Consider the following 24,038-nt stretch of genomic DNA (forward strand, 5'->3'; position numbering starts at 1 on the left):
CTGTATAGTTCTGGGTATGGTCGTCACGCTGCGATCGAACGCGAACATCACCTTTCAGTGCGCGTTCCGCGTCGTGTGGTGCCCGAAATACCGGCGCCGGGTCATCGGTGGCCGGATGGAGGAACGCTTGAAGCAGCTCATCCGGGAAGTCGTCGAGGAGAAGGGGGCGTGGCTGGTGGAGCTGGAAACGATGCCGGACCACGTTCACGTTCTCGTCGAAGTCGACCCGCAGTACGGGGTGCACAAGCTGGTCAAAGCGATTAAGGGACGTTCGTCGCGTGTGTTGCGGGAAGAGTTCCCGTGGTTGCGGTCGAAGCTTCCGACGCTGTGGACCAACAGCTACTTCGTCGCGACGGTCGGCGGCGCACCGCTGTCGGTCATCAAGCGCTACGTCGAACAGCAGAAGGCCCGGTGAGCCGATGCTGACGGGACGTCGCTACCGCTTGAAGCTCACCACCGCGCAGGCCGCCCAGTGCGAGGAGTTCGGCAATATCTGCCGGGCAGTGTGGAACACCGCCCTGGAACAACGCCGCGAGTACCGGCGGCGCGGGGCGTGGATGAACTACAACGAGCAAGCCGGACAGCTCGCCGACGCGAAAACCGAGCACGACTGGTTGCAGACCGTGCCGTCGCACATCCTCCAGCAGGCGTTGAAGGACCTGGACCGGGCGTGCCGCGACCACGGCACGTTCCGGGTTAAGTGGCGCGGCAAGCAGCGTTGGAACCCGTCGTTGCGGTTCCCGATGGGCAAGCTCATCGAGGTCGAGCGGCTGAACAAGCGGTGGGGACGGGCGAAGCTCCCGAAGCTGGGGTGGGTGCAGTTCCGCATGACCCGCCAGCTCGGCGGTGCCGTGCGGTCCGCGACAGTGTCCCGCGACGGCCGGGACTGGTTCGTGTCGTTCCTCGTCGACGACGGCGCCATCACCCCAGAACGGCACGCCGCACCCCACAGCGGCGTCGGTGTTGGTCGGCGTCTAGCCACAACGACGCGTCTGCGGGCACTGGGAAGTTGTTGCGCACCGCGCGGGCATGTCGGCCCAGAAACGCTGGGCCGCCGATGTCGGCGATCGCGAGGTGCAGCTTCCGGGTTTTCTCGCCCAGCGCCTCGTTCTGGCCGGCCCGCTCGTGGGCGACCATTTCCTCGTGCAGTGCTCACACCCAGGCACTGGTGCGGCTGGCGCTGGAAGGATCCCTGGGGCCGGGAGAGCGTCGGGCACCTGTTGGTGGCCGTGAACGAGACTGAGGGTGTTCAGCTTTTTGACCCGATGGATGGGCGTGCTCAGCCGCTTATCGAAACCGCACCGTTCGAGTTCCGTGTCATGCGCTTTGGCTCGTGAGTACGGATACGTGTTGCTGTTCACCTTTTCGCTCGCGAGTGTATCCGTTGAGAGTGATATCTTCATGGATTCGAGTGGCGTGGTGCACGTTGCTTGAAGGAGCCGTGTGTTCGTGGTGAGAGACGTGTTGTGGTTCGGGTGCCGGGCGGCTGGGGCCGCCCGGCTACCGGGCTTTGGGGCGCCACCGCGCCGGCAGGGCACCAGGCTGGTTCCCGCATACATCGTTGCTGCCTTGGGTGTCATCAGGAACGCCGGTGTTGGTGGCGTTGGGGTGGGGTGGGTGTGATGTTTTCGTCGATCACGGTGCCGGAGGGGGTGAGGCGGCTTTTTCAGGTGTTGACCGGTGAGGATATGACGGATGCGGATGAGGGTGCGTTGTTCGCGGTGGCGGATGCGTTGGAGTCCGGTGCGGCAGGGCTGGGTGAGGTGCGGGCGTTGGTGGCGGAGTTGGTGGGAAAGGTGCGGACAGAGTTTTCGGGGAAAGCGGCGGACCGGTTCGCGGACGGGTTGGGGATTTTTGATGGGTTGTTGTCCTCGGGCCAGGCGGGGTTACTGGATTTAGCGGCGTTCGTGCGGAAGACGTCGCAGCAGGTGCGGTATCTGAAGTTGGTGACGATTTATAGCTTGCAATTGCTGTGGATAGAGATGGCGTGGGCGATGCAGTTTGCGGGGGCGACCGCTGGCGCGTCGCTGTTGTGGCTGGCGGCGCGGATGGCGGTGACGCGGTTTTTGTTGACGACGTGGTGGGGGCAGTTGTTCATGCGGTTGGCGATGATGGCGGCGGGTGGTGTGGTCTTCAACGTGCTGCCGGACGTGCCGGCCCAGCTGCAGATGCTGGGTGAGGAATCGGCTGAGAAGTGGGATAGGACGCTGACCGAGCAGGCGGCCGGGATGGGGGCGTTCTCGGCGTTGGTGGCGCTGCCGATGTCGGCGCTGGGCGGTCTGGTCAGCAACACGTTGACGAAGGTCCTGGTGAAGGGCCTGGGCGATGACGTGGACGCGGCGATTCTGGAGGCGGCGGCGAAGAAAGCGGTGGCCGAGCACGCGGAGTTGTATCCGGTGTCGGCGATGGCGAAGTTCGCGGACGCGGTGGGCAAGAGTCTGGATAACTATGCGGGGATGTCGGTGGGGGCGATGTGGCTGGCGCGGTTCGGGCATAGCGTGGGGGACGCGGTGGCGGGCTCGTTGTCGGAGTTTTTCGGGGAAGCGTTTTATCAGTTGTTGCAGGGTGGGCCGTTGACGTGGAACCCGTATTCGTTGTCGGCGGGTTTCTTCGAGACGGTGTTCAGCGGTGTGGGCAATCTGGCGGGTTTGGCGTTGCGGGGCAAGCTGCACCCGGAAGGCCCGAGCCCACACCTCGAGGGCACCGGCGGGGGCGGGGACGGCAGCGACGATGGTGGCGCGTCCGGTGGGGAGAAGACCCCGCTGCCGGGGGCAGGGTCCGGGTCGCAGACAGGGGACATCCCTGGCTCCCCAGACAAGGACAGCACGTTCATCCCATCCGATGCCTCACAATCGGCTTCCTCCGATGCCTCGGATGGCTCGCGATCGGATCGCTGGGCCGGCTCGGGTTCCGGGGCCGGCTCGGATTCCCCGAGTGTGTCCGATGTGGACTCTGTGTTCTCGGATACCGGGTCGGCTGCGGTGTCGGTGTCTTCTGGTGATGACGTGGTGGTGCCCGGTTCCGCTGTGGTGTCTGCCGTTGTTGTTGGCGGCACAGACGGTAAGGACGGTAAGGACGGCACGGACGGTAAACAGGGTGCCGATGGCGGTGTGCCGGGCAGGGACGCGGCCGGTGGTGTTCCGGTGGTGCCGAGTTCCGGGCAGCACCGGCCGGGCACACCGCCACCGGCATATCCCGGTGAGGTGCCGGGTGTTGGTCTGGACCGGCCGGGCACACCGCCGCCGCCGTACAGTCCGGATCCCGGTGGCGATCAGGCCGTGCCCGGGAAGCCGCCGCTGGAGGTGCCTACCTCGAAGACACCGGACTCCCCGACGGTGACCCCACATACATCTGGTGTGTCTGCGGATGCTGCGGGTCCGGGGACTGGCGGGTCTGGGTCTGTTGTGGATTCCGATGGTCGGGTGCCCGGGGGGTCTCCGGGGGCGCCGGGTGGGGTGACCGGCCGTGATGGGGATCCCGGTGTGGACTCGGTTGCGGGGCGTGGCGGTTGGCATCGCCAGGACGGGCCTGTGGTGTCGCCGGATTCGGCGACGTTGCCGGGGGAGGGGTCGCCGGCGGCGCCGTCTCTGCATCGGGATCCGGTGGCGGTGCTGCCGGCGGGCTTGCCGGCGGACACGGTGCGGGTGCCGGTGTCCGCGGAGGTGGCTGTTGGTGGCAGGTTGGCGGATTTCATGCCGGACGGTGTCGCGGATTCCACGGGCGGGCCTGTGCTGCTGGTGTCCGACAGCGATCCGGATGCGGGTGTGGTGGTGACATCGCGCCAGGGGTCGGCACTGGCGCAGGATTTGGGCCGCAACGTTGTCGCGATGACGACGCCGGAACAGGCCGGGCGCGAGCCGCAGTGGACAGTGTTCCCCGCGAATGGTTCTCGTCCCAAGCCGCTGGCCGGGCCTGGTGCCGCGGTGCTGGCCAGCGGGCGCGGGGCCGTGGCCGGCCTGGCAGAGGCCTCGGCTGCGGTCCCGGCCGCCTCCGGTGGGAAGACGGTGGTGCCGGGTGAGGCACCGGCTGCCGGGATGGGGTCTGCCCAGGAGAGGTCGGTGGCTGAGGGACAGCCCGCGGAGACCACACCCGGTGCCGGGGCGGGCACGGTGCGGGATACCGGTGAGATACCGGTGGGGCAGTGGTCACAGGAGGATCTGGCCTGGAAGATCGCCCGAGCGAGGAAGCTGGGCTTGTCCAGCGAGGAAAAGGACGCGGCGCGGCGGATTGTGTGGCTCGCGCATGATGTCCAGGGGTTGGCTCGTGCGGATGCTGCCGTGCCGCTGAGGGATGTGGTGGCGCTGGTCGCGGCTAAGCGCCGCGAGCTCGGCGATGATCACCAGGATCAGGTTGTGGAGTTTTCCCAGGCACTGGCCGACAGGCTGGGTACGCGGCGCAGCAAACCGGTCATCCACGCCGGAGCCGGGCCGGAGGGTTACACAGCGGGCGGCGGTGCGCCGGGCTCTTCGTCGAATGCCGTACCGCGTGACGTGGAGGGAGCACCCCCGGACCCGGTGACCAAGCAGCCGGGCAAGCGAGAACAGAGACCGACCGAGACGGCTGAGCACAGGATGAAAAGGCGGAATGCAAGTTCCAACCAGCGTCGGTCCAGAGCTACGGCGGCGCGGCGTGCGAAGATTGCGGAGTTGGAGAAGTCGCTGGAGCCGCTTAAGGCTGAACAGGCTTCGTTGGAGAAGCCGCCGGGGTGGGCGGATGGGGCGGATGCGGATTTGCGGACGCAGCGGGAGAAGCGGCTGGAGGAGCTGCAGAAGCGTATCGCGCCGATGCAGAAGGAGTACAACGAGCTTACGGAGGAGGATAAGCGATTGCGTGCCGGGCCCGCGGAACGCATGCGTAAGTCGCGGGCTGCGCGGTCGGGCGCGGGGCAGTCCGGGGAGTCTTCTGCGGCGGCCGAGCTGAGTGCGTTGATCGCTGACGCGAACGCTGGGCTGGACAGCATGCGCGGGCAGAGGCTACCAGTAGACCAACTGATAGATGCAGTGAAGCCGCACATGGAAGCTTTCGGGGGCCATGACGGTCTCCGGGATGTGATGGCGCACCACATGCTGAGTCATCCGGGGGATGTCAAGGGCACCTGGGAGTTCGAGCAAAAACTATATGAGCTGACGCGATACGTGCGCGCCGCGGCGCAGTTGGATAAGTGGGCCGGGATCGTGGGTCGTGATGCTGTGGACCGGTTGTTGGCTGATGCGGACATGGTCTTGGGGCCGCTGAGGGTGTCGAAGTGGTTCCGGACTGTGCTGGCGCAGTGGTTGGGTGAGCATCCGGGTGACTGGCGTGGTGCTCAGAACATCCGAGTGGAAATGGCCGCTTACCTGGCCGGGGATCCTGACCTTGGCATGGCGGTGAGTGGTTTAACTCGCGGCGCGTTCGAGACGGCGAAAGCGGAAGAGGCGCATTGGCAGGCAGATCGTGCTGCGAACCCGGCGGAGCTGCGCGGGGTCGATGATGATCCAGCGCTGCGCGTTATTTCTAAGGTTAGTTCGATACAGCGGACGTTCGAGGAGGCCGCTCAGACGTTGCGGCAGTTGACCCACGCCGGAGATCGAGGTGCCGTTAACCCTTTGTATGCTCCGGCGGAGAAGGTCTTGGGGTCTCTTAAGGAGTCGGAGCCCTTTCGGGATGTGATGGCACACGAGTTGCTGAAGAAACTGAAGAACCTGCAGGGTGAGCAGCAGTTGCAGCAGTTGATGACGGACCCGCAGAGTGATCAGCAGTTGCAGCAGTTGCGGTTTAAACTGGTCCGTTACCTGGCTGGTGACCTGAGCGGCGGTGCGAACCCGCATATGGCCGACAACTTGCTTTCCGTCGGGATGGGGCCGTTGCCTGAAAACAAAATATCTGAAGGCTTGCTGATGTATAACCGCCGCCTGACGATTGGCAAGGCGCTGAGTGGGTTGCGGGACGATAAGACTGTCAACGAGGTGCTGCGAAATGCGGCACTTGAGGACCTGCGTCGCAAGAAATACACCTTCGACAGTTTGTCGAAGCGATTCGACAGAGCTACGGCCTGGGGCGCCATCGTTTTTGCGATCCGCGATTTGCAAGATGCGGTGGGGTCTCTGCGGCAGGTTTTGGCGGAAGCGGAGACAAACACTGACCGGCGGGACGAATATGAACCCAAGATCGCGGAGTGGTTGGATCTAAGGGGGGATGCCACCGCGATCCGCAGCCGGGCAAGCGAAGTTGCCGATGCTGTTCGGTTGCTGCGCGGAGAGAACGCGAACCGGGAATTGCGGAAGGTTTTCGAGGAAGCAGGCGGCAGTTTAGCGCGGCTGTACATTCTGTACGGTCAAAATCCTGATGTGGTCGGTGAGGTCTACTGGCACTTCGGGGAAATAATACCGGTTGATGATTATCAATTGTGGGATGCGATCGCGCATCGGCTGCTGACGAATGCAGGTCAGCAGGATCGGATAGGGGATGCGCAGCAGTTCCTGAAGCGACTGCAGAGTCTGAGGCTCGAGGCATCGGCCGTTGATGCGCCTGCGGATCCCGCGCGCCCGGAGACTGTCGGGTCTAGATGATTGATTCCGTGAAGTTGGTGTTAGTGGTCGAACGCGATGAGTGAGCGTTTGCTGGTCGCGCCGGTTTCCCAGTTGTGCCAGATGCCTGCGGCCATGGCCAGCAAGCGCTGGGCGACGCGGGTGAACACGCCTGCCGGGGTGCGTCCGCCGTGCTGTTCGAGGCCGAGTTGGCTTTTGAGGGTCTGGTTGACCGACTCGATCCACTGGCGCACACCGCCGAGGTTGCCGCATGCGTAGGTTTCGTCCTTGCGGTCCGGGCGCAGTAGCCGCAGTTGCTTCGACTCGGTGAGTTTCTTGAACTCCTTGCCGGAGAAACCCTTGTCGGCCAACAGAATCTGGCCGTTGCGGATCAGGTAGTGGTTGTTGTCGAGTAACGCGGCCAGCACCTCGCGTTCGCCGATCTTGGGGTCGGCCAGGCACCACATGACCGGCATCCCGTCCCCGGTACACACGAGGTAGAGCTTCAGGCCCCAGTACCACCTGGAGTGTGACGCGCAGTAACCATAGTTGGCGTGGCCGGCCAGGTCCGAGCGTTTCACCGTCTCCCGGGACATGCCGCATGGCACCGGGGTGGCGTCGGTGATCCACAGGTCGTCGAACCAGGACGGGCAGCACGCGGCCAGGGTGATGATTGCCTTGCACAGCAAGGGCTGCGCGTTCCTCAAACGCTTGTTGTATCCGGGCTGGCGAGGCACGTGCGGGAACATCGCCAGCAGCTCGGGGTTGCTATGCACGTGCCGCATCCAGCGACGCTCACCGTTGTAGCGCAGCAGAACCTGAGCCACCGCCAGCGTCAGCAACTCACTGTCGGTGAACAGCGGGCGCCGTCCCCGTCCGGTCCGAGCCGGGACGACATGGTCATCGATCAGCACGTAGAGTGCGGTCAGGAGGGTGTTCAGTTCTTTCGTCACAGTTTGATCTTGAACACCCTCCTCCCAGGCCGTCACACCGGCCCCCTTCACATGATCTTCACGGAATCAATCATCTAGCTAGGTCTGCTGCGGATTCCGGCAGTGGTATGCCCGGGGGGCATCCGGGGTCGCCGGGTGGGGTGACCGGCCGCGATGGGGATCCCGGTGTGGACTCGGTTGGGGGGCGTGGGGGTGCGCATCGCAAGGATGGGGCGGTGGTGTCGCCGGATTCGGTGACGCAGTCGGGGGAGGGGTCGCGGGCGGCGCCGTCTGTGGACCGGGATCCGGTGGCGGTGTTGCCGGAGGGTTTGCCTGCGGACACGGTGCGGGCGCCGGTGTCCGCGGAGGTGGTTGCTGGTGGCGGGTTGGCAAAGTTCGTGCAGGGTGTCGCGGATTCCACGGGCGGGCCTGTGCTGCTGGTGTCCCCCAGCAATCCGACTGCGGGTGTGGTGGTGACGCCGGATCAGGGTTCGGCACTGGCGCAGGATATGGGCCGCAACGTTGTCGCGATGACGACGCCGGGACAGGCCGGGCGCGAGCCGCGGTGGACGGTGTTCGCTGCGGATGGATCGGCCAGGCCGCTGGCCAGGCCTGTTGCCGAGGTGCTGGCAGACGGGCGTGGCGTGGCTGGCCTGGCGGACGCCTCGGCTGCGGTCCCGGCCGCCTCCGGTGGCAAGAGGGTGGCCAGGGGTACCGAAAACTTGACAGCCCGTGTCGAGTTGTCCGCCTCCTGCACCGTGATTTTGGTTGCGCAAGGCGTGGATCTCGACGACCTTGTCCCGGTCACTCATCGACAGCAGGCGCAGCATCGCGAACGCGTTGGTCACATCCAGGTAGGCCAGTCGCAACAGCACAGTCGCTGATAATGCCGTGGCGTTCGGCGGAGCGGGAACGCCCGCTGGCCGAGGAATGGTGCAACATGCCGCTGCTGTTCCGCCAGGAACTCGACTGCCACAACGGCCCTTTTTAAGATCGACAAGAAAACGACCTCGGAAGACTCCAGCTCCGCGTCACCGAGGGTTCAGGTCATGACGTGACTACGTCCTGATCACTGGGCGCACCGCTGACGTATTAGCGCCGATTCTCGCCTCTAACCACTAGTGTCCTGCGCCGGAGATGCGTTGACAATATGATCGGAGTGACTCCAAGATCTCATCAGCGCTCTTGGTCCAGATGAACGGCCGGGGATCGTTGTTCCACTCGTCGATCCAGTTGCGGATATCGGCCTCGAGTGCCTGGACGCTGGTGTGCACGCCGCGTTGCAGGAGTTTGGTGACCTGGTTGATCCAGGACGATCCGGTCGGCAGGGCGTGTGCAAGGTTGATCTGAGGGTTGCGGCGGGTTTCTGTCCAGGGTGGGATGCGAGACGAGGGCGCGGTTTCCGGTGGGAGATCATCGGGTTGTCCAAGCCGTGACGGTCTATCCAGGAGCCGCGCTCTTGTGTTCTTGGCTTCCCTGATTCGGGTTGTGCTTGACCGGCCCACCGTCACAGTCGAGTCCTTGCGGGGTCGTGTGGACGGTCTCTGGCGGGCTCTGGAGGCGGTGGGCGGGGAATCCTGTATGGGTTGCCGTTGCTGCCGGCCCTGGCGGTGCTGGCGGTGACCGCCGGTGCGAAGACGTTCATCGAGTCCGCCTCGGCGGAGAGAACCCGCAAGTTCCATTGAAATCGAACCTTCGATTTCAATGGAACTTGCGGACCGTCGGCGTGTCGCACCCCGACACGCCGATGCCTGTGGACAACCTCCGCAATTTCAATGGAAATCGTGGGCGGGCACGGACGTGTCAGGGCCCGCAGCCGAAAGGTCCTTGTTCTGGACGGAAACCTGCGAACCGATCTGCTCGGGGCCCGGCACGGGGCCCGGCAGGGCATCCGGATATGGCGCTGGCGCCGCCCGAACGGCAAAGCCGCCGGTATCGAAACGGTCCACCACCTGGCCAACCTGCCACCCACCTGGCCAACCTGCCACCCACCTGGCCAACCTGCCACCCACCTCCCTATCCGAAACTACCTAAACCGGACAGGTCAACCTTGCACACGCCCTGATCCGGTCGGGATGAAGTGGATTTGGAATCGAGGATGCTTCGCTAGCCATTTCTGGATGATCTCAGTTTTGCGGGTGGCGTAGTTGTCACAAATGACATGGACGCCTAACTCCGCCGGTACGGGTCTTGTCGATCTTGGTGAGAAATTTGCGGAACTCGACCGAGCGGTGCCGGCGGTGCAGCGAGGAGATGACCTTGCCGGTGGCGATGTCGAAGGCGGCGAACAGGCTGGTCACGCCGTTGCGCACGTAGTCGTGGGTGCGACGCTCGGGCATGCCGGGCATCATTGGCAGTACCGGTTGCGACCGGTCCAGCGCCTGCACCTGGGATTTCTCATTGGTGCACAGAACCACTGCGTTCCCACGGTCGATTTGCTCAGCCCGGAACGCTTCGCCATCGATGCACGCGACCAATGCGTCGCGTTGTTCGGTTTCTCTTCCAACGTCGAGACGACCACCTTCTCCACCTGTTCGTCGGTGATCTTCCGCGGCGCGCCTGGGCGATCCTCGTCGGCCAACCCCTCCAGTCGTCGCTGGACAAACCGCGACCGCCACTTGCCCACCGTCGGCCGCGACACCCGCAACTGCTCGGCGACATCCACATTGGACAAACCATCGGCGCATGCCAGCTCACCGCAATGCCAAAGCCTGCGAACTCTTCGCCCGCCGAGCCCAACGCTGCAACGTCGAACGCTCATCGTCGGTCAGCACCAACTCAACCTTCGGTTGCCCAACCCGCAGTATAGCCTATTTCGACCATGAATTTCCGGTGCAGGACACTAGATACCCGATGGCGTAAGTTTCTCCTCGTCGGTGGCCCAGTCGGCGAGTTCTGGCATGACTTTATCGTTGATGTGCAAGCCGATGCCGGGTTCAGTGGGGAATTCGGGGTGGCCGTTGATGACGGCGGGTTCGCCGAGGAAGAGCGGTTCGACGCGTTGGTCGACTCCCCAGTAGGACGGGTTGGTGAGGTGTTCGATCCAGGTGCAGTTGGGCTGGGACAGGACGACGTGCAGGGTGGCGGCGGAGTAGACGTGGGGGATGACGTCGATGCTGGCACCGGAGGCCATTTGGCACACCCGCCGCAGTTCGGTGATGCCGCCCACCCGGTGCACATCGGGCTGGAGCACGTCGGCCGCGCCGGCGTCGATTAGGTGCTGGAAGCCGTAGCGGGTGAATTCGTGCTCCCCGGTGGCGATAGGCACCAGACCGAGGCCGCGGAGCGCGGCGTGGCCTTCGACGTCGTCGGGGATGAGTGGTTCTTCGACCCAGCGCAGGTCGAACTCGGCCACGCCGCGCAGCATGTCGGTGGCGAACGCACGGTCCCAGCCCATGTAGGCGTCGCTCATCAGCTCGATGTCGTCGCCGATTTCGTCGCGGATGGCCTCGATGTAGCGGAGGTTGGCGAGCAGGCCGCGGCGGCCGTCGGCGGGTCCGTAGGGCCAGTTCGCCTTGACCCCGGTGTAGCCGCGTTCGGTGTAGTCGCGGGCCATGCGGCGGACCTCGCTGAGGTCATCGTCTGGTTGGACCTTGCTGGCGTAGGCGCGGACGGTCTTGCCGTGGTACCCGCCGAGCAACTGGTACACCGGCTGGCCGAGGGTTTTGCCGAGCGCGTCCCAGATAGCGATGTCGATCGCGCTGATCGCTTCGATCGCGGCGCCTTTACGTCCGTACACAATGGACGATCGGTAGAGCTGTTCCCAGATTTGTTCGGTGGCGCGTGCGTCGAGTCCGGTCGCGATGCGTCCGAGATGGTCGGTGACCATGGTGGTCGCCGCGCCGATCCCGTCCTCGGCGTAGCCGATACCGGTCGTGCCGTCGGCGAGGGTGACGCGTACGGCGACGATGCCCTGTGGCCAGGTGTACCAGGACCATCCGTTGCCGCGCTGCGGGAACTGGCTCATCGGGTTGGGGCCGCGGACGCTCTTCTGCTGCTGCCAGAAGTTGCCCCACATTGACCGGGCGACATGTCGTGCTTCGACTCGGGTGATCTCCATCGATTTCCTCTGCGCAACGCTGGGGGTCTGACTCTGACGCGTTGACATGTTAACCCGATCGGCCTACATTTTGCACATAGTTCATCGGCATTGCAATATTTGCAACGGGAGTTGATTGTGGGCATCGGATCAATGCGTGCTGTGTCCTGGGCCGGTGTCGATCGACTCGAACAGCGGATGGTCCCGATCCCCGGGCTCGGCCCCGGCGAAGCTCTGATCAAGGTCTCGCGGGTGGGCATTTGCGGCTCGGACTTGGCGATCTTCCGGGGGCAGCACGCGCGTGCCCAGCCCGGAGTGATCATCGGTCATGAGTTTTGCGGAACCGTTGCCGACTCGAACGCCCCGGGTGCGCCACCGGTAGGGAGCCAGGTCGCAGTGCGGCCGCTGATCGTCTGTGCCGATCGTGGAACGGTTCCGATGTGCCGGGCCTGCGCCTCCGGGAACTCCCACGTGTGCGCAGCGCTCGGGTTGTACGGGGTGGACGAGCCGGGCGGGCTGGCCGAGTACGTCGCGGTGCGCGCCGACGCCCTCCAGCCGGTGAGTCCGGACGTTGCGCCGGAACTGACTGCACTGGCTGAACCGCTCGCAGTTGCGGTGCACGCGGTGTCGCGGTCGGGGTTGCGGTCAGGCGATTCCGTCGCGGTTTACGGTGCGGGGCCGATCGGTTTGCTCACTGCGTTGGTAGCCCGGTATCGCGGAGCCGGCGATGTCGTGCTTGTCGAGCCGAACACCTGGCGGCGTGGCGTCGCGGAACGGTATGGGTTCACCGTCCTGCCTTTCGGAGCGGAAACACCCGCCGAGATCCGCAGGCGGAGCGCCGGCAACGGAGCGGACATCGTTTTCGACTCCGCGGGGCATCCTGCGGTGGCGTTGCAGCTGACCGAGACCGCGAGGATCCAGGGGACGATCATGATCGTCGGTGTCTACAAGTCGCCTCCGGCGGTGGATCTGCGCACGGTCAACTTCGCAGAGCACCACGTGATCGGCACCCGGGTGTATGGGCGCGCGGACTTCGCGGCCGCCACCGAGTTGATCGAAACCGACGCGCTGTCGTTGTCGGACCTGCCGACCACGACCTTCCCGCTGGATGCCGCAACCGACGCGTTCGCCGCGGCGGCCCGAGGTGAGGGTTGCGTGAAGGTCCTCATCGACCCATCGCAGAACAGGGGAATTGCATGACGAATACCGCACCAGCGCGTGGGGCGTGGGTGATTGGCGGCGGTAGCGGCATTGGGCGCGCGATCGCACTCCGGCTGGCGCGCGACGGCTACCACGTGATCGTTTCCGGTCGACGCGAGGAGCACCTGGCCGAGACCGTCAAGGAGATCACCGAGGCTGGCGGGCACGCGGATCCGGTCCCGGTCGACGTCACCGACGACGACTCGGTGACCGCCGCGCACCGGACCGTCGAAGAACGGTTGGGAACACTCGAGGTTCTGGTGTGCTCGGCGGGTACCAACGTGACGAATCGATGGTGGTCCCAGCTCAGCAGCAAGGACTTCAGCCGGGTCGTCGACACGAACCTGAACGCGGTGACCCGGTGCGTGCTGACGGTGCTGCCGGGATTCCGGACTGCCGGCTTCGGCCAGGTGATTGTGGTGTCGTCGTGGGCAGGATGGCGCTACATGTCTGCGGCCGGTGCCGCCTACAGCGCCAGCAAGACTGCGCTCGGTGCGCTGGTAGAAACGCTCAACGACCAGGAAGGCCGCCACGGTATCCGGGCCACGCACCTGTGCCCGGGCGAGGTCGACACCCCGATCCTGCAGACCAGGCCGGTCCCGCCGCCGACGGAGGAGGTCGAGCGCATGCTCTCGCCCGGCGACGTCGCCGAGGTGGTCGGTTCGGTCGTGGCCCTGCCCGCCAACGTCTGCGTCAATGAACTCGTCGTCACTCCGGTGTGGAACCGGATGTACGTCGACACCAGCGCTTACACCCCGACTGGAGCCTGACGATGCGGGTGGCCGTCACTGACGAGAACGTCTGGCCGTGGCTGCGCGGCAGCACCGCCCTGGCCAACCGGCCCATCGAATTGGAGTACCTTCCGGGAACGGATCGCGCAGCTGTGCGCGACCGCCTGTCCGGCGCGACCGCCTATGTAGGGGTGTTCTTCGACGCTGAACTGGCCCGCGCGGTTGGACCGGACTTCCGGTTCCTGCAGGTCACTGCGGCCGGAACCGACCACATCGCGATCGACGAACTCCCCACCTCGGTCGCCGTGTGCAATGCCTACGGGCACGGCCGTTCGATCGCCGAGCACGTGCTGATGGTCCTGCTCGCAGCGCGCCGCCACCTGCTGTGGCGCGATGCGGAATTGCGCCAAGGTCGTTGGCGCACTCGGATGGTCGACCCGACCGCACCGGTGTTCCGCACCCTCCGGGACAGCACGGTGGGGATCATCGGCTTCGGCCATATCGGACGGTCCATCGCGCAGCTGTGCCGGGCGGTGGGCATGCGGCCGATCGCGGTCCGGAAATCCGCGAGCAGCCGCGACGTCTCGGACCCGGACGCCGGGTGGGTGGCCGGCCTGGACGCCCTCGGCGATCTGCTGGACGAATCCGACGTGCTCGTCGTGGCGTGCCCGCTCACCGACGAAACCCGTGGACTCATCGCGGCATCCGAGCTCAAACGTCTCGGCTCGGCAGCGACCGTGGTCAACGTCGGGCGCGGCGCGGTGTTCAATGAGAGCGACCTGTACGACGCGCTGCGGCAAGGGACCATCGCCAATGCCGCACTCGACGTATGGACCACACCGGCTTCCGCGGACGTGGCCCCGCCTTCGCCGTTCCCTTTCGCCGAGCTGGACAACGTCGTCATGACGCCGCACTTTTCGGCCACGGCCGATGACACGTATTCGGAACGGGCGGAGGAGGTCGTCGAGAACCTCGTGCACCTGCTCGACGGAACCGCGCTGCGAAACGTGGTCCGGGAGGCATCGCCATGACCACAGCGGATGAGCTGGATCTGGTCGCAGTCGGGGAAACCATGGTGATGGTTACACCCGAGCCCGGCGGACGCCTGGACACCCGCAGCAGTTTCATCCTGCGACCGGGTGGCGCGGAGTCCAACGTCGCCGCTCTGCTCGCGAAACTCGGACACCGCAGCGCGTGGGCCAGCGCCGTCGGAACGGATCCGCTCGGCGACATCATCATGGAGTTCCTGAACGGGCAGGGCGTCGACGTCGATCTCGTCCGCCGCGACGAACGCCGCCCCACCGCGGTGTACTTCAAGGACCCGGCCCCGAGCGGGACCAAGGTCTACTACTACCGGACCGGTTCGGCGGCATCGGCGATGAACACCAGCGACGTCGCTGCATGGACCCGGCGACCGGCGCGCATCGTGCACATCTCGGGGATCACTGCGGCAATCTCGGCTGACGGAATGGACGTGGCCCGCCACGTCGTCTCCGACCGGCCGTTCGGCCCGGCCCTGGTCAGCTTCGACGTCAACCACCGACCGAACCTCTGGACGAACGGCGCGGCGGAACTCCGCGCACTCGCCCAACGCAGTGACATCGTGTTTGTCGGTCGGGACGAAGCCGAAGCTCTCTGGGGCACTTCCGACGTCGACAGTGTCCGGGACCTCCTCGACGAACCGACCTCCCTGATCGTCAAGGACGGTGCGACCGAAGCCGTGGCGTTCACCCCGGCCGGCGTGTTCCGCGAACCATCCATCCGGACCGATGTGGTCGATGCTGTCGGAGCTGGCGATGCGTTTGCCGCCGGATGGCTTAGCGGGCTGCTCGACGATCGTGACGAGGTGACCCGTCTCAGGCTTGGGCATTATGTGGCGTCGCGGGTTCTGGCCTCGCCCTCCGACTTCGCCGAACTGCTTCCGGCGCGAGAGATCGTTGGAATGCTGGATAGCCTTTTCGACGAGCCGAACGGTGAAGCAGCCGACGATCCAAGGAGCGATGACCTATGTCGCAGACCGTAGCGCGCGCGATCGACATCATCGGATTCGTCTCGCGCCAGCATCGTTCCCTCGGAGAGATCGCCGAACACCTCGGAGTACACAAGTCCACGGCGCTGCGTCTGCTGCAGACGCTGGAGGAGGGCGGCTTCGTCCGCCGGGTCTCCGAGGGGTACGGCATGGGCTTTCAGCTCATCGCGTTGGGTCAGCTGGCGCTGGACCAGGTCGAGGCCCGCTCGCTGGCGCACCCGGTCCTGCAGGAGCTCAGCGAACAATACGGGCACACCGTCCACCTCGGCGAACTGGTCGGTCACCAGATCGTCTACGTCGACAAGATCGACGGACGCGGCAGCGTCGCGATGGGCTCCCGGATCGGCCTGCCGGCGCTGGTGCACACCGCTGGTGTCGCGAAGATCATCACCGCCTACCAGGTCCACGACACCCGAGCGCGCATCCTCGACGGCGCGACCTTCGAGCGCTACACCCCCACGACCATCACCGACCGGGCCGACCTGGAAAAGGACCTTGATGCCACCCGAGACCGGGGCTGGGCCGAGGACAACGGGGAACGCGAGGACTACATCAACTGCATCGCCCTGCCCGTGTTCGACGCACGGGGCAAAGTTACGCACGGCATCTCCATCACGGCGCTGCGCGCGGTGGCGCCGCTGGAGGAGCTGCGAGGGCACATCGACCGATTCCGGGCAGCCGCACACCGGATCTCCAAGAGCCTGGGCTGGCGAGGAGACCAATATGGACACTGACACCTTTTTCAAGCGTCGTCTCGACCGCAACCCGGTGCTGGGGATCTTCCGCAACCTCAGCCCTGGGCAGACCGTGGCGATGTGCGAACGCGCCTGGGACTTCGGGGTCGAACTCGTCGAAGTCCCCGTGCAGTCACCCGACGCGCTTCCCGCGCTGCGCGCAGCACTCGCCGCCGCGAAGCCACGCGGCAAACCCATCGGCGCGGGCACAGTCACCGCAGTGGATCAACTGGCCGCAGTCCATGACTTGGGCGTGGAATTCACGGTGGCTCCCGGGACACACCCCGACGTCATCGCCGAATCACGACGGCGCGGCCTGCCGCACCTGCCCGGCGTCGCCACCGCCACCGAGATCTCTACCGCGCTCGCAGGCGGTCTCATCTGGCTGAAAGCTTTCCCCGCCGCACAACTCGGCCCGGACTGGATCTCCGCCCAGCTCGCACCGTTTCCCGACATCAGATTCGTCGCGACCGGGGGAGTCGATGCATCCAACGCGGCCCGCTTCCTTGCCGCAGGATGTCGCGGAGTGGCAGTCGGATCCGCACTGTCCGATCCGGACGCGTTGCCGGAGCTCCGGCGCGCCCTAGCGAAAACGGAACGCTGAGGTTCACCGATCGATTCGAGGTGGAATTCTTGACACCGAAGAATTCCGCGACCTAGCATTGTGTTTAATACATCGACATTGCAACATTTGCAATGATTCTCTGTTGGGTGCCCCTATGTAGCGCCGAATCGTGCATTCAACGACGAACCGCAACGGCGATCAGAAAAGAGCCACCGTGACACCTTCGCCCACTTCCGCGGCTGCCCTCGACAGTCGCGGCACGAGACGAGTCGTCATCGCCAGTTCGATCGGAACGGTGATCGAATGGTACGACTTCGCCCTCTACGGAGCGGCATCCGCCCTGGTTTTCGGACCACTGTTCTTCCCGGAACAAAGCGCGATCGGTGGCGCGCTGGCCTCGTTCGCGGTCTTCGCCGTCGCGTTCTTCGTGCGACCGATCGGTGGCATGATCGCCGCCCACATTGGTGACCGAATCGGGCGGAAGCCCATTCTGATCTTCACCGTCACGCTCATGGGGGCGGCCACAGTGGCCGTCGGGCTGCTGCCCACCTACGAGGCGATCGGCATGTGGGCGCCGATACTGCTCGTGCTCACCCGCATGCTGCAGGGCATCGGCGCCGGAGCGGAGTTCGCCGGTGCCGTGACCGCAGTCGCCGAATACGCCCCACAGAACAAACGAGCTTTCTACACCTCCTTCGCTCAAGCCTCCGTGGGCCTGGCGTTCGTCCTGTCCACCGGATTCTTCGCGGTGCTGGCCGCGATCCCGCGGGATGCGCTGCTCAACGGGGCGTGGCGGATTCCGTTCCTCGCCAGCGTGGTGATCTTCGGCGTCGCGATCTTCATCCGGCGTCGCGTCGAAGAAACACCGGAATTCACCCAAGCCAGATCCGAAATCAGCAAGGCAACGACCGAACCGACGAAGATCCCGCTGCTGCAAGCGATCAAGGCGAGCCCACGAGAGCTGATCGTCGGTATCCTCTGCGGCTCCGGATTGAACGTCGCCGGCTACCTCGTCAACACGTTCTCGTTGAGCTACATCAAGACCACGCTGGAAATGTCGGCCACCGTCGCGACGCTTGGCGTCGTCGCAGCCACCGGATCTAGCGTCATCGCCGTTCCGTTGTTCGGTATCTTCGCCGACCGCATCGGCCGCTGGCCGGTCCTGCTCGGCGGCGCGATCTTCACCGCGATCTACATGCCGTTCTACTTCATGCTGCTCGATACCCGCCAGCCAGGCATCGTCGTGGCAGCAATGGTGATCGCCTACGGCGTGGGCCAAAGCGCCATGCTTGGCTCCCAAAGCGCATTCCTCTCGGAACTCTTCGAAACTCGCTATCGCTTTACCGCGATCGCGGCCTCGCGCGAAATCAATGTCATGGTCCTCGGCGGCACCACACCCTTCATCGCCACCGCTCTGGTCGGAGCAACGAACGGCTCGCCCTGGCCAGTGGTGCTCTTCGTTGTCGCCAGCCAGTTCCTGACCATCGTTTCGGTGCTCCTCGCACGCCGGGCACGTCGAATCCCCGGCACAGGTCCCTCGAACTCACCAGCGCGGGAAACTGAATCCCAGCCGCTGACCTGAGAGCCTGTCGGCGAATGCCGTCCGCGCCTTGGAAGCGGCGGAGCCGCTTGCATTCGCCTTGCCAAGATGACCATCGGCGGGTTCTGAGAGGTTTTCTGGCGAGGACGGCCCCTCCGCCGCGTATTGGTCATACATCAGGAGGGGCACCCGCAGTCCGGGGAACCTCTCAGGTTCCGCTAAGCGACCACCCACCCAGACCATTCACCAACAGGCTCTAAGAAAACGCCTCACCGGTAACGCCGGCCGCATGAAGAGAACACGGCGAGAACACGGTCTGGTCGCTGAGTCGCACAGAAGTCCTCGGCGACCGGACCGTCGCCGGGTCGGTGGGGGATCTTGTTCGTGCTGCACATGGGAATGCCTTGGGAGTTCCTGCCGTCTGGGCTGGAGCCGACAGCGGCCGGCGCGGCGAGCTGCCGAACGCGATGAAGAGAGGATCGAGGAATGGATCAGCGCATCGCAAGCACGAGAATCCAGTCCGCCCGATATGGGCGGAATGCCAAGCCGCGGATATGACAGAAGAGCCCATAAAATGCCCGTTTCGGGCCAAGGTCGAAAATGGGACAGAACTCTTTCTCTGGATGTGACCAATCCTATTGTCGCTGGCTATCAAGGCATGTGCGGCCTGCATAGGATGCTCGGCTCTTGCTGTTTTCCCGATCGTGCAGAATCCTCACGGTCAGGTGCACGCCACCGAAGAGACGATCTTGAGAGCTGGGCGGTCCGCCTTCTGGCGGGCAACCGCTGGAAAATTCTGGAAAGGCTGTCCGTGAAGCATCGCAGGAGACGTTCGTCGGTGTCTGGCTCCCGGAATCGCCGATCCCCGTTCTGGCGAGCGCTGCGCGGAACGCTGGCCGTGCTCGGAGCATTCGCAGTTGTGATCGCCGGGTCGATCGGTCATGCGCTCGCTGCGCCCGGCAATGCGAGCGCGGCGGCGCGGCTGGCCGAATGGGGACGCGATCACGGCCTGGGCTCGGTCATCACATACCTGGAGCAAATGCAGTACGACGCCAACAAACCCAAGGTCGGTGGCACGCCGCAGGGCGGGATTCCCAAGGTCGGCATCGACGGCACCTCGACCGGAGGTCCAGCTCCGATGCCCAATCTCGCCGGTGGTACACCGCTGCCTGGCGAAGGCCAGTGGCAGACCGTAGCAACCGTGCGCGGGAAACCCGCCATCCGCGTCGCTCTGGTGCGCCCGGACGCGCAGCACACCTCCTACTTAGCTGCCGCGATGTGGATTGATCCAAAGCTGGTCAGCGGCCAGCTGCGTCCCGGCTTCCAGGATCCGGGCGGGAATTGGCCTGAACCCGACGTGCTCACGCACACCGACCAGGAAAGCGTGCTGGCCGCGTTCAATGCCGGGTTCCGCCTGCCTCGCGGCGACAGCCACGGCGGCTACTACAGCGACGGGCGGACCGTCTTCCCGTTCGTCAACGGTGCCGCGAGCCTGGTGATGCTGCGCAACGGCACCGCCGAGGTCGGCTCGTGGAACCAGGAAGTGCACCTCACCCCGGACGTCGCCAGCGTGCGTCAGAACCTCGTCATGCTCGTCGATAACGGGCAGCTGAACCCCACCTGCGACACCGGCGGCAGCGCCGAGTGGGGCGTCACCGTCGGGAACAAGTCCTACATCGACCGTTCCGCCTTTGGGCTCACGGCCAGCGGTGCCGAGGTTTACGTCGCTGGGCCCGCGCTGTCGGTGTGCACTCTGGGCCGCCTCCTTCAAGGGGCCGGCGTCGTTCGGGGCATGGAGATGGACATCAACCCGGACTGGATCAGCGGCGCCTACTTCGAGCGCGCCCCCGATGGTCTGGTCGGCCACCGCCTCTACCCGGCACAGAAACTCCCCCCGACGCACTACCTCGCGCCCACCAGTCGCGACTGGTACGCCTGGTTCCCCAGGTCGACCAGACAGTGAACCAGACGGACCTGCAACAGCCCCGCTGCGGCGCGTGGATCGGCGACCTGATGCCAAACCGGTCCGCGCGCTCCTACACGGCGAACCAGCCGAAGCAGGCCAGCCCGGCGATGATGCAGTACAAGGCGAAGGGACGCAGGGTGCGCGTTTCGAAGTACGAGGTGAGGAAGCGCACCGAGATGTAGGCGCCGATTCCGGCCAGGACGCTTCCGAGGAGTGCGGGTCCGAGCACGTTCTGCGCTTCCGGGGCGAAGAGTTCGGGGATCTTCAACAGGCCCGCGCCGCCGATGGCAGGGGTGGACAGCAGGAAGGCGAAGCGTGCCGCGTCGTCGTGGCGCAGGCCGCGGACCAAACCGCCGGCCATGGTGATGCCGGACCGGCTGATGCCGGGCAGCAGCGCCAGGCTCTGCGCGGCACCGATGAGGAGTGCCTGCAGCCAACTCTGCCGGGACAGCCGCACGTCGGACTGGAAGTCCTGGGCATCCGCGTCGGATTCGTACCGGTCGTCCCCGGCAAGGAAGTCATGCAAGTCATGCCCGCGCACGGCCGGGATGGGGACGGTCTGCTCGGTCGACACCGCCGACATCACCATCGTTTCCTGTTCGTGCAGCGGAGTCCTGTCGAGGGTTTCGTTGTGCGGGATGTCCTCGTTCTGGCCTCGCCGCTGCTTGTACTTCTCTACCGCGTAGAGAACCAGGCCGCCCAGCGCGAGGAAGATCGACGCGGGTACGGGCTTGCCCAGGTATTCGCGGACCACTTTCTCCAGTACCAGACCCGCGATGCCGACCGGGATCGTGCCGACGACCAGAAGCCAGCCCAGGCGCTGGTACGGCGTCTGGATGCGCCGGTCCCGCACCGAGGTGAGCAATCCCCCGGTGATGCGTACCCAGTCGCGCCAGAAGAAGATCACCAATGCCAGCGCTGTGGCGACGTGCATTGCCACCAGAACAGACAAATACGATGAATGAGGTGCGCTCATGTCAAGGTCGCGAGCCCAGCTGCCCCCGATGAGTGCCGGCAGGAGAACGCTGTGCCCGAGGCTGGAAACCGGGAACAGCTCGCTGACTCCCTGCAGCAAGCCGATCACGGCGGCTTCGAGATAGGACAGATCTGACATGGCGGGACCTTTCTCGCCGGTTGTCGTTGTGTGCGCAGCCGGGCTGGCACCGGAATCCGTAACGAGAGTACAGGCCTGGAAATGCGGCGAATTGCGACAGGAGTGCCGTTTGGTGCCGCTGCGACGGGGGATGAGTCGAAGGTATCCCCGACTTCGGATTTTCCGCCAATGTTGCGTTTGTTGTGCTATTTACGGATGGGTATGTATTGTCCGAATTCAGCCTGGTAATTTGTCCGGAACTGGGTCGTAAGTTCGTCGGCGGCGAGTGTTGTTCGTTTTGGCGAAGGCGAAGGCGAAGGCTTCCGCCTTCAGCCGCCGGGTACACTCGCCCAACCACGTTGCTGTCGGCGGCTTGCCGTGTCCACTCTGACCAGCTGCCAAGTTGATCGAGGCGAGCCAGAGCCGGATCAACGCGCTCATCGGTGGCACCGGCGCCATCGCGCCTGGTGACTTGATGCTGTTGGCGTCGAAGCTCGGCTTCACTGAGGACGGCTACCAGGAAGCGTTGCGCGAAATGCGGCGCGACAACCACAAACGGGGCTTCTGGAGCGCAGGGCACAACCGCGCCTACGGCGAGGAGGTGCGCCTGCTGGTTGATCTCGAGAAACACGCGGATCAGATTCGCTGGTCCCAGGTCGAAGTCATCCCAGGCCTGCTGCAGTCCGAAGCGTACGTCCGGGCCATGTATGCGGATCTGCCCGAGATCGACGGCTTGACGTTTGACGAGCGTGTGAACGCCCGTCTTGCTCGACAAGACATCCTTGACAGGTCCGAGCCGCCGTCCTTGCGGTTCGTGGTTTCCGAGTCCTGCTTGCGTCGGATGTGGGGCGACGGGCGTGAGGTCATGCGCCAGCAGCTTGACCACATGATCAAGCTCTCGAATCGAGAGAACGTCATGATCCAGGTGATGCCCTACGAGTCCGCTCCTGGGCGCAAGTCGCCGATCGGCAATAACTTTGTGCTGCTTCGTGTTCCTTCGCCGGGCCAGGCCGGACCGCTGGAACTGGCGTACGTCGAAGGCGTGGCCGAGATCCGATACATCGACGACAAGAAGGCGCTCGCTGCGCACGACACTGCTTGGGCCCGACTGAGTGCTGCTGCTCTGAACTTTGCCGAGACCCGCAAGTTTCTTGCACAGGTCGCACGTGAGTTCAAGGAATAGATTCAAATATCAAGGAGTCCGCATGAACACCACGCCGCCGTTATCTGCTGAAGGTGAGTTCCGCAAGGCCGCCCGCAGCCAGCCCGACCTGTCGTGCGTATGTGTCGCCCGCCGGGATGGTTGGGTCGAGCTGCGTGACGACAAGACGGTGTTCGGCGGGCCGGATGACCATCGGCTGGTGTTCACTGCCGAGTGCGCGCGCACGCTCATGGAGCGCGTAGGAGTCTTGCGCTCAGGGGCTCGCCGATCGAGTTCCGGTGCGCCTTGGTTGACGCCCAGCTCCTGGACCGGTTGTGTGATTGGGGTGCTCGTTCCCGGGAGTTCCGGGGCGAGCCTTTTCTGATCTGTTGATCAAAGATGTCGCCGTTGTGGCTCCGTTACTGCCTATCGGCGATGTCTTTATGGTGCGAGGAGGTCCGGTGGTTTGGGCGGGCGGGTGGTGCGGGACGTTCGGGTAAGGGGGATTGGAGGCTGGGTAGGGTGGGCTCACTCATACGGCGCTGGAGATGGTTTGGCGGGTGAGTGGCGGAGCGGCATGAACGGGCTCGCGGAGCGGGCGCGTTCCTTGTTGCACGACACCTATTGAGCGTGTGGTGTTGAGGGGTGAGGAGGCGGTCCTCTCGACGGAGCGGGTGGTGTTCTTCGGTTGCCGCTATGTGGAGTCTGAGGAGCCGATGTTGGCGGCGACGGTCTGTGTTTCTTTGGATGGGGCGGAGCCGTTTCCCGCGTCTCATGCCGGTCCGCTGGATGAGGCTCTCAATGTGTGACGGCCCGAGCCGGGGGCGTGGCGTTGGCGGGTCAACGCACGGAACTGTGTGATCGCGACGGGTGCCGCGGTGAATTGCCGGCTTGCCTCGGCGCTGCCGTGGGATCCGGCCGGCGAGACGCCGGGCTGGTGGATCGGATGCTGGCGGCGCATTTTCCCGGTGCGGAGGTTGTGACGTGCGCTACGTGGGCGGATGCGGCCGGGACCGTGGTGGACGGGGGTGTGGGGACTCGGGCCGTGGTGTGGTTGCGCCGTCAGTTCGGCGGGCGTGAGCTGGCTGGTGACCTGCTGTATGCGGATTATGTGGATGATGCTGTGGTTTTTCTCGACGGTCTACGCCGGGCTGTCGCTGAGCGGAATGACGCCGAGGTGGCTGTGCTTGTGGTGGCGCGTTTCCGCCGTCGGCAAGGTGATTCCGTCGGTGGGCTGCTGCCGTCGGAGGTCGCGGCGGACGAATTCGCTGGGGCTGTCGAGAAGGTGGAGGCGTGGTTGGCGTACCGCTGTGACGGCGAGGTGGGCTTGTCGAGTTCCGTGTCATGCGCTTTGGCTCGTTAGTACGAATACGTGTTGTAGTTCCCCCTTTCGCTCGTGAGCGTGTCCGCTGGCAAGTGATATTTTCATGGATTTGAGTGGAGTGGTGCATGTTCTTGCTGGAAGGAGCCGTGTTTTCGTTGTGAGAGGTGTGTTGTGGTTCGGGTGCCGGGCGGCTGAGGCCGCCCGGTTACTGGGTTTTGGTGCGTCACCGCGCTCGCGG

20 protein-coding genes and 1 pseudogene are annotated in these 24,038 nt (G+C 64.9%); 16 read left to right on the plus strand and 5 right to left on the minus strand.

Translation table 11 applies throughout. From position 1 onward, the window contains the following. Positions 1–16 precede the first annotated feature (16 nt). The 3 genes from tnpA to FDZ84_RS40110 all read left to right on the plus strand — a co-directional run bounded on the left by tnpA (position 17) and on the right by FDZ84_RS40110 (position 6,548). The gene (gene tnpA / locus FDZ84_RS25145; protein WP_168584597.1) at positions 17–415 is read left to right on the plus strand and encodes an IS200/IS605 family transposase; all 399 of its coding nucleotides are present in this window, start codon (positions 17–19) and stop codon (positions 413–415) included. Positions 416–419: 4 nt separating this feature from the next. Continuing rightward, positions 420–1,337, plus strand: coding sequence for a helix-turn-helix domain-containing protein (locus FDZ84_RS39295; RefSeq protein ID WP_246868409.1), 918 nt, complete (start codon positions 420–422; stop codon positions 1,335–1,337). Positions 1,338–1,622: 285 nt separating this feature from the next. Continuing rightward, positions 1,623–6,548 carry a hypothetical protein gene (locus FDZ84_RS40110; RefSeq protein WP_168587889.1) on the plus strand — a complete coding sequence of 1,642 codons (4,926 nt, stop codon included), beginning with the start codon at positions 1,623–1,625 and terminating at the stop codon, positions 6,546–6,548. Between the two features lie 20 nt (positions 6,549–6,568). Here the strand turns inward: FDZ84_RS40110 and FDZ84_RS25160 are convergent, their stop codons facing one another. Then, positions 6,569–7,459 carry an IS982 family transposase gene (locus tag FDZ84_RS25160; protein ID WP_168584373.1) on the minus strand — a complete coding sequence of 297 codons (891 nt, stop codon included), beginning with the start codon at positions 7,457–7,459 and terminating at the stop codon, positions 6,569–6,571. Between the two features lie 215 nt (positions 7,460–7,674). Here FDZ84_RS25160 and FDZ84_RS25165 point away from each other — a divergent pair, with 215 nt between their 5' ends. Then, a complete protein-coding gene (locus FDZ84_RS25165) occupies positions 7,675–8,322 on the plus strand; it encodes a hypothetical protein (RefSeq protein ID WP_168587890.1) in 648 nt (215 codons plus the stop codon). Between the two features lie 1,266 nt (positions 8,323–9,588). On the opposite strand, the gene FDZ84_RS40995 is transcribed toward FDZ84_RS25165, so the two are convergent. The 3 genes from FDZ84_RS40995 to FDZ84_RS25180 form a co-directional block, all read right to left on the minus strand. After that, positions 9,589–9,777: a hypothetical protein gene (locus FDZ84_RS40995; protein WP_371812675.1), complete on the minus strand. Its 189-nt coding sequence runs from the start codon at positions 9,775–9,777 to the stop codon at positions 9,589–9,591. Between the two features lie 8 nt (positions 9,778–9,785). Next, a complete protein-coding gene (locus FDZ84_RS41000) occupies positions 9,786–10,199 on the minus strand; it encodes a helix-turn-helix domain-containing protein (protein ID WP_371812676.1) in 414 nt (137 codons plus the stop codon). An 81-nt stretch (positions 10,200–10,280) separates the two neighbouring features. Next, positions 10,281–11,498: an enolase C-terminal domain-like protein gene (locus FDZ84_RS25180; RefSeq protein WP_168587891.1), complete on the minus strand. Its 1,218-nt coding sequence runs from the start codon at positions 11,496–11,498 to the stop codon at positions 10,281–10,283. 132 nt (positions 11,499–11,630) lie between these two features. Here FDZ84_RS25180 and FDZ84_RS25185 point away from each other — a divergent pair, with 132 nt between their 5' ends. The 9 genes and pseudogenes from FDZ84_RS25185 (at position 11,631) to FDZ84_RS25220 (ending at position 20,239) form a co-directional block, all read left to right on the plus strand. Beyond that, positions 11,631–12,677: a zinc-binding dehydrogenase gene (locus FDZ84_RS25185; RefSeq protein WP_168587892.1), complete on the plus strand. Its 1,047-nt coding sequence runs from the start codon at positions 11,631–11,633 to the stop codon at positions 12,675–12,677. Continuing rightward, complete coding sequence (locus tag FDZ84_RS25190) at positions 12,674–13,447, plus strand: SDR family oxidoreductase (protein ID WP_168587893.1); 774 nt, start codon at positions 12,674–12,676, stop codon at positions 13,445–13,447. The genes FDZ84_RS25185 and FDZ84_RS25190 overlap by 4 nt, the downstream gene beginning before the upstream one ends. 2 nt (positions 13,448–13,449) lie before the next feature. Continuing rightward, a complete protein-coding gene (locus FDZ84_RS25195; RefSeq protein WP_168587894.1) occupies positions 13,450–14,439 on the plus strand; it encodes a 2-hydroxyacid dehydrogenase in 990 nt (329 codons plus the stop codon). Next, the gene (locus FDZ84_RS25200; protein ID WP_168587895.1) at positions 14,436–15,431 is read left to right on the plus strand and encodes a sugar kinase; all 996 of its coding nucleotides are present in this window, start codon (positions 14,436–14,438) and stop codon (positions 15,429–15,431) included. Before FDZ84_RS25195 ends, FDZ84_RS25200 begins: the two co-directional genes overlap by 4 nt. Beyond that, the gene (locus FDZ84_RS25205; RefSeq protein ID WP_168587896.1) at positions 15,416–16,171 is read left to right on the plus strand and encodes an IclR family transcriptional regulator; all 756 of its coding nucleotides are present in this window, start codon (positions 15,416–15,418) and stop codon (positions 16,169–16,171) included. The genes FDZ84_RS25200 and FDZ84_RS25205 overlap by 16 nt, the downstream gene beginning before the upstream one ends. After that, positions 16,161–16,775 (plus strand): bifunctional 4-hydroxy-2-oxoglutarate aldolase/2-dehydro-3-deoxy-phosphogluconate aldolase, encoded by a 615-nt coding sequence (locus FDZ84_RS25210; RefSeq protein WP_168587897.1) that lies wholly within the window; start codon positions 16,161–16,163, stop codon positions 16,773–16,775. Before FDZ84_RS25205 ends, FDZ84_RS25210 begins: the two co-directional genes overlap by 11 nt. Before the next feature lie 175 nt (positions 16,776–16,950). Further along, entirely contained in the window at positions 16,951–18,318 is a 1,368-nt protein-coding gene (locus FDZ84_RS25215; RefSeq protein WP_168587898.1) for an MFS transporter, read from the plus strand. Positions 18,319–18,565: 247 nt separating this feature from the next. Beyond that, a pseudogene (locus FDZ84_RS41005) lies at positions 18,566–18,760 on the plus strand (hypothetical protein); the annotation flags it as partial. Between the two features lie 90 nt (positions 18,761–18,850). Continuing rightward, positions 18,851–20,239, plus strand: coding sequence for a hypothetical protein (locus FDZ84_RS25220; RefSeq protein ID WP_246868410.1), 1,389 nt, complete (start codon positions 18,851–18,853; stop codon positions 20,237–20,239). 73 nt (positions 20,240–20,312) lie between these two features. On the opposite strand, the gene FDZ84_RS25225 is transcribed toward FDZ84_RS25220, so the two are convergent. Beyond that, the gene (locus FDZ84_RS25225; RefSeq protein WP_168587900.1) at positions 20,313–21,356 is read right to left on the minus strand and encodes an undecaprenyl-diphosphate phosphatase; all 1,044 of its coding nucleotides are present in this window, start codon (positions 21,354–21,356) and stop codon (positions 20,313–20,315) included. 382 nt (positions 21,357–21,738) lie between these two features. Between FDZ84_RS25225 and FDZ84_RS25230 the strand changes: the two genes are divergently transcribed. From FDZ84_RS25230 to FDZ84_RS37995, 3 genes are all read left to right on the plus strand, one after another. Continuing rightward, positions 21,739–22,518: a DUF5753 domain-containing protein gene (locus FDZ84_RS25230; RefSeq protein WP_210435097.1), complete on the plus strand. Its 780-nt coding sequence runs from the start codon at positions 21,739–21,741 to the stop codon at positions 22,516–22,518. 22 nt (positions 22,519–22,540) lie between these two features. Beyond that, on the plus strand, positions 22,541–22,861 hold the full coding sequence (locus FDZ84_RS37990) for a hypothetical protein (protein WP_210435098.1): 321 nt from the start codon (positions 22,541–22,543) through the stop codon (positions 22,859–22,861). A gap of 561 nt (positions 22,862–23,422) precedes the next feature. Next, positions 23,423–23,839, plus strand: coding sequence for a toxin glutamine deamidase domain-containing protein (locus FDZ84_RS37995; RefSeq protein WP_210435099.1), 417 nt, complete (start codon positions 23,423–23,425; stop codon positions 23,837–23,839). Positions 23,840–24,038 lie beyond the last annotated feature (199 nt).

The organism is Saccharopolyspora sp. ASAGF58, from assembly GCF_012277335.1.
Lineage (GTDB): Bacteria > Actinomycetota > Actinomycetes > Mycobacteriales > Pseudonocardiaceae > Saccharopolyspora > Saccharopolyspora hattusasensis.

Coding starts and splice junctions, on each gene's coding strand:
- tnpA (WP_168584597.1), top strand. CDS start 17: ATGGTCGTCACGCTGCGATCGAACGCGAACATCACCTTTCAGTGCGCG.
- FDZ84_RS39295 (WP_246868409.1), top strand. CDS start 420: ATGCTGACGGGACGTCGCTACCGCTTGAAGCTCACCACCGCGCAGGCC.
- FDZ84_RS40110 (WP_168587889.1), top strand. CDS start 1,623: ATGTTTTCGTCGATCACGGTGCCGGAGGGGGTGAGGCGGCTTTTTCAG.
- FDZ84_RS40995 (WP_371812675.1), bottom strand. CDS start 9,777: ATGCCCGAGCGTCGCACCCACGACTACGTGCGCAACGGCGTGACCAGC.
- FDZ84_RS41000 (WP_371812676.1), bottom strand. CDS start 10,199: ATGAGCGTTCGACGTTGCAGCGTTGGGCTCGGCGGGCGAAGAGTTCGC.
- FDZ84_RS25180 (WP_168587891.1), bottom strand. CDS start 11,498: ATGGAGATCACCCGAGTCGAAGCACGACATGTCGCCCGGTCAATGTGG.
- FDZ84_RS25185 (WP_168587892.1), top strand. CDS start 11,631: ATGCGTGCTGTGTCCTGGGCCGGTGTCGATCGACTCGAACAGCGGATG.
- FDZ84_RS25190 (WP_168587893.1), top strand. CDS start 12,674: ATGACGAATACCGCACCAGCGCGTGGGGCGTGGGTGATTGGCGGCGGT.
- FDZ84_RS25195 (WP_168587894.1), top strand. CDS start 13,450: ATGCGGGTGGCCGTCACTGACGAGAACGTCTGGCCGTGGCTGCGCGGC.
- FDZ84_RS25200 (WP_168587895.1), top strand. CDS start 14,436: ATGACCACAGCGGATGAGCTGGATCTGGTCGCAGTCGGGGAAACCATG.
- FDZ84_RS25205 (WP_168587896.1), top strand. CDS start 15,416: ATGTCGCAGACCGTAGCGCGCGCGATCGACATCATCGGATTCGTCTCG.
- FDZ84_RS25210 (WP_168587897.1), top strand. CDS start 16,161: ATGGACACTGACACCTTTTTCAAGCGTCGTCTCGACCGCAACCCGGTG.
- FDZ84_RS25220 (WP_246868410.1), top strand. CDS start 18,851: ATGCCCGTTTCGGGCCAAGGTCGAAAATGGGACAGAACTCTTTCTCTG.
- FDZ84_RS25225 (WP_168587900.1), bottom strand. CDS start 21,356: ATGTCAGATCTGTCCTATCTCGAAGCCGCCGTGATCGGCTTGCTGCAG.
- FDZ84_RS37990 (WP_210435098.1), top strand. CDS start 22,541: ATGAACACCACGCCGCCGTTATCTGCTGAAGGTGAGTTCCGCAAGGCC.
- FDZ84_RS37995 (WP_210435099.1), top strand. CDS start 23,423: ATGCTGGCGGCGCATTTTCCCGGTGCGGAGGTTGTGACGTGCGCTACG.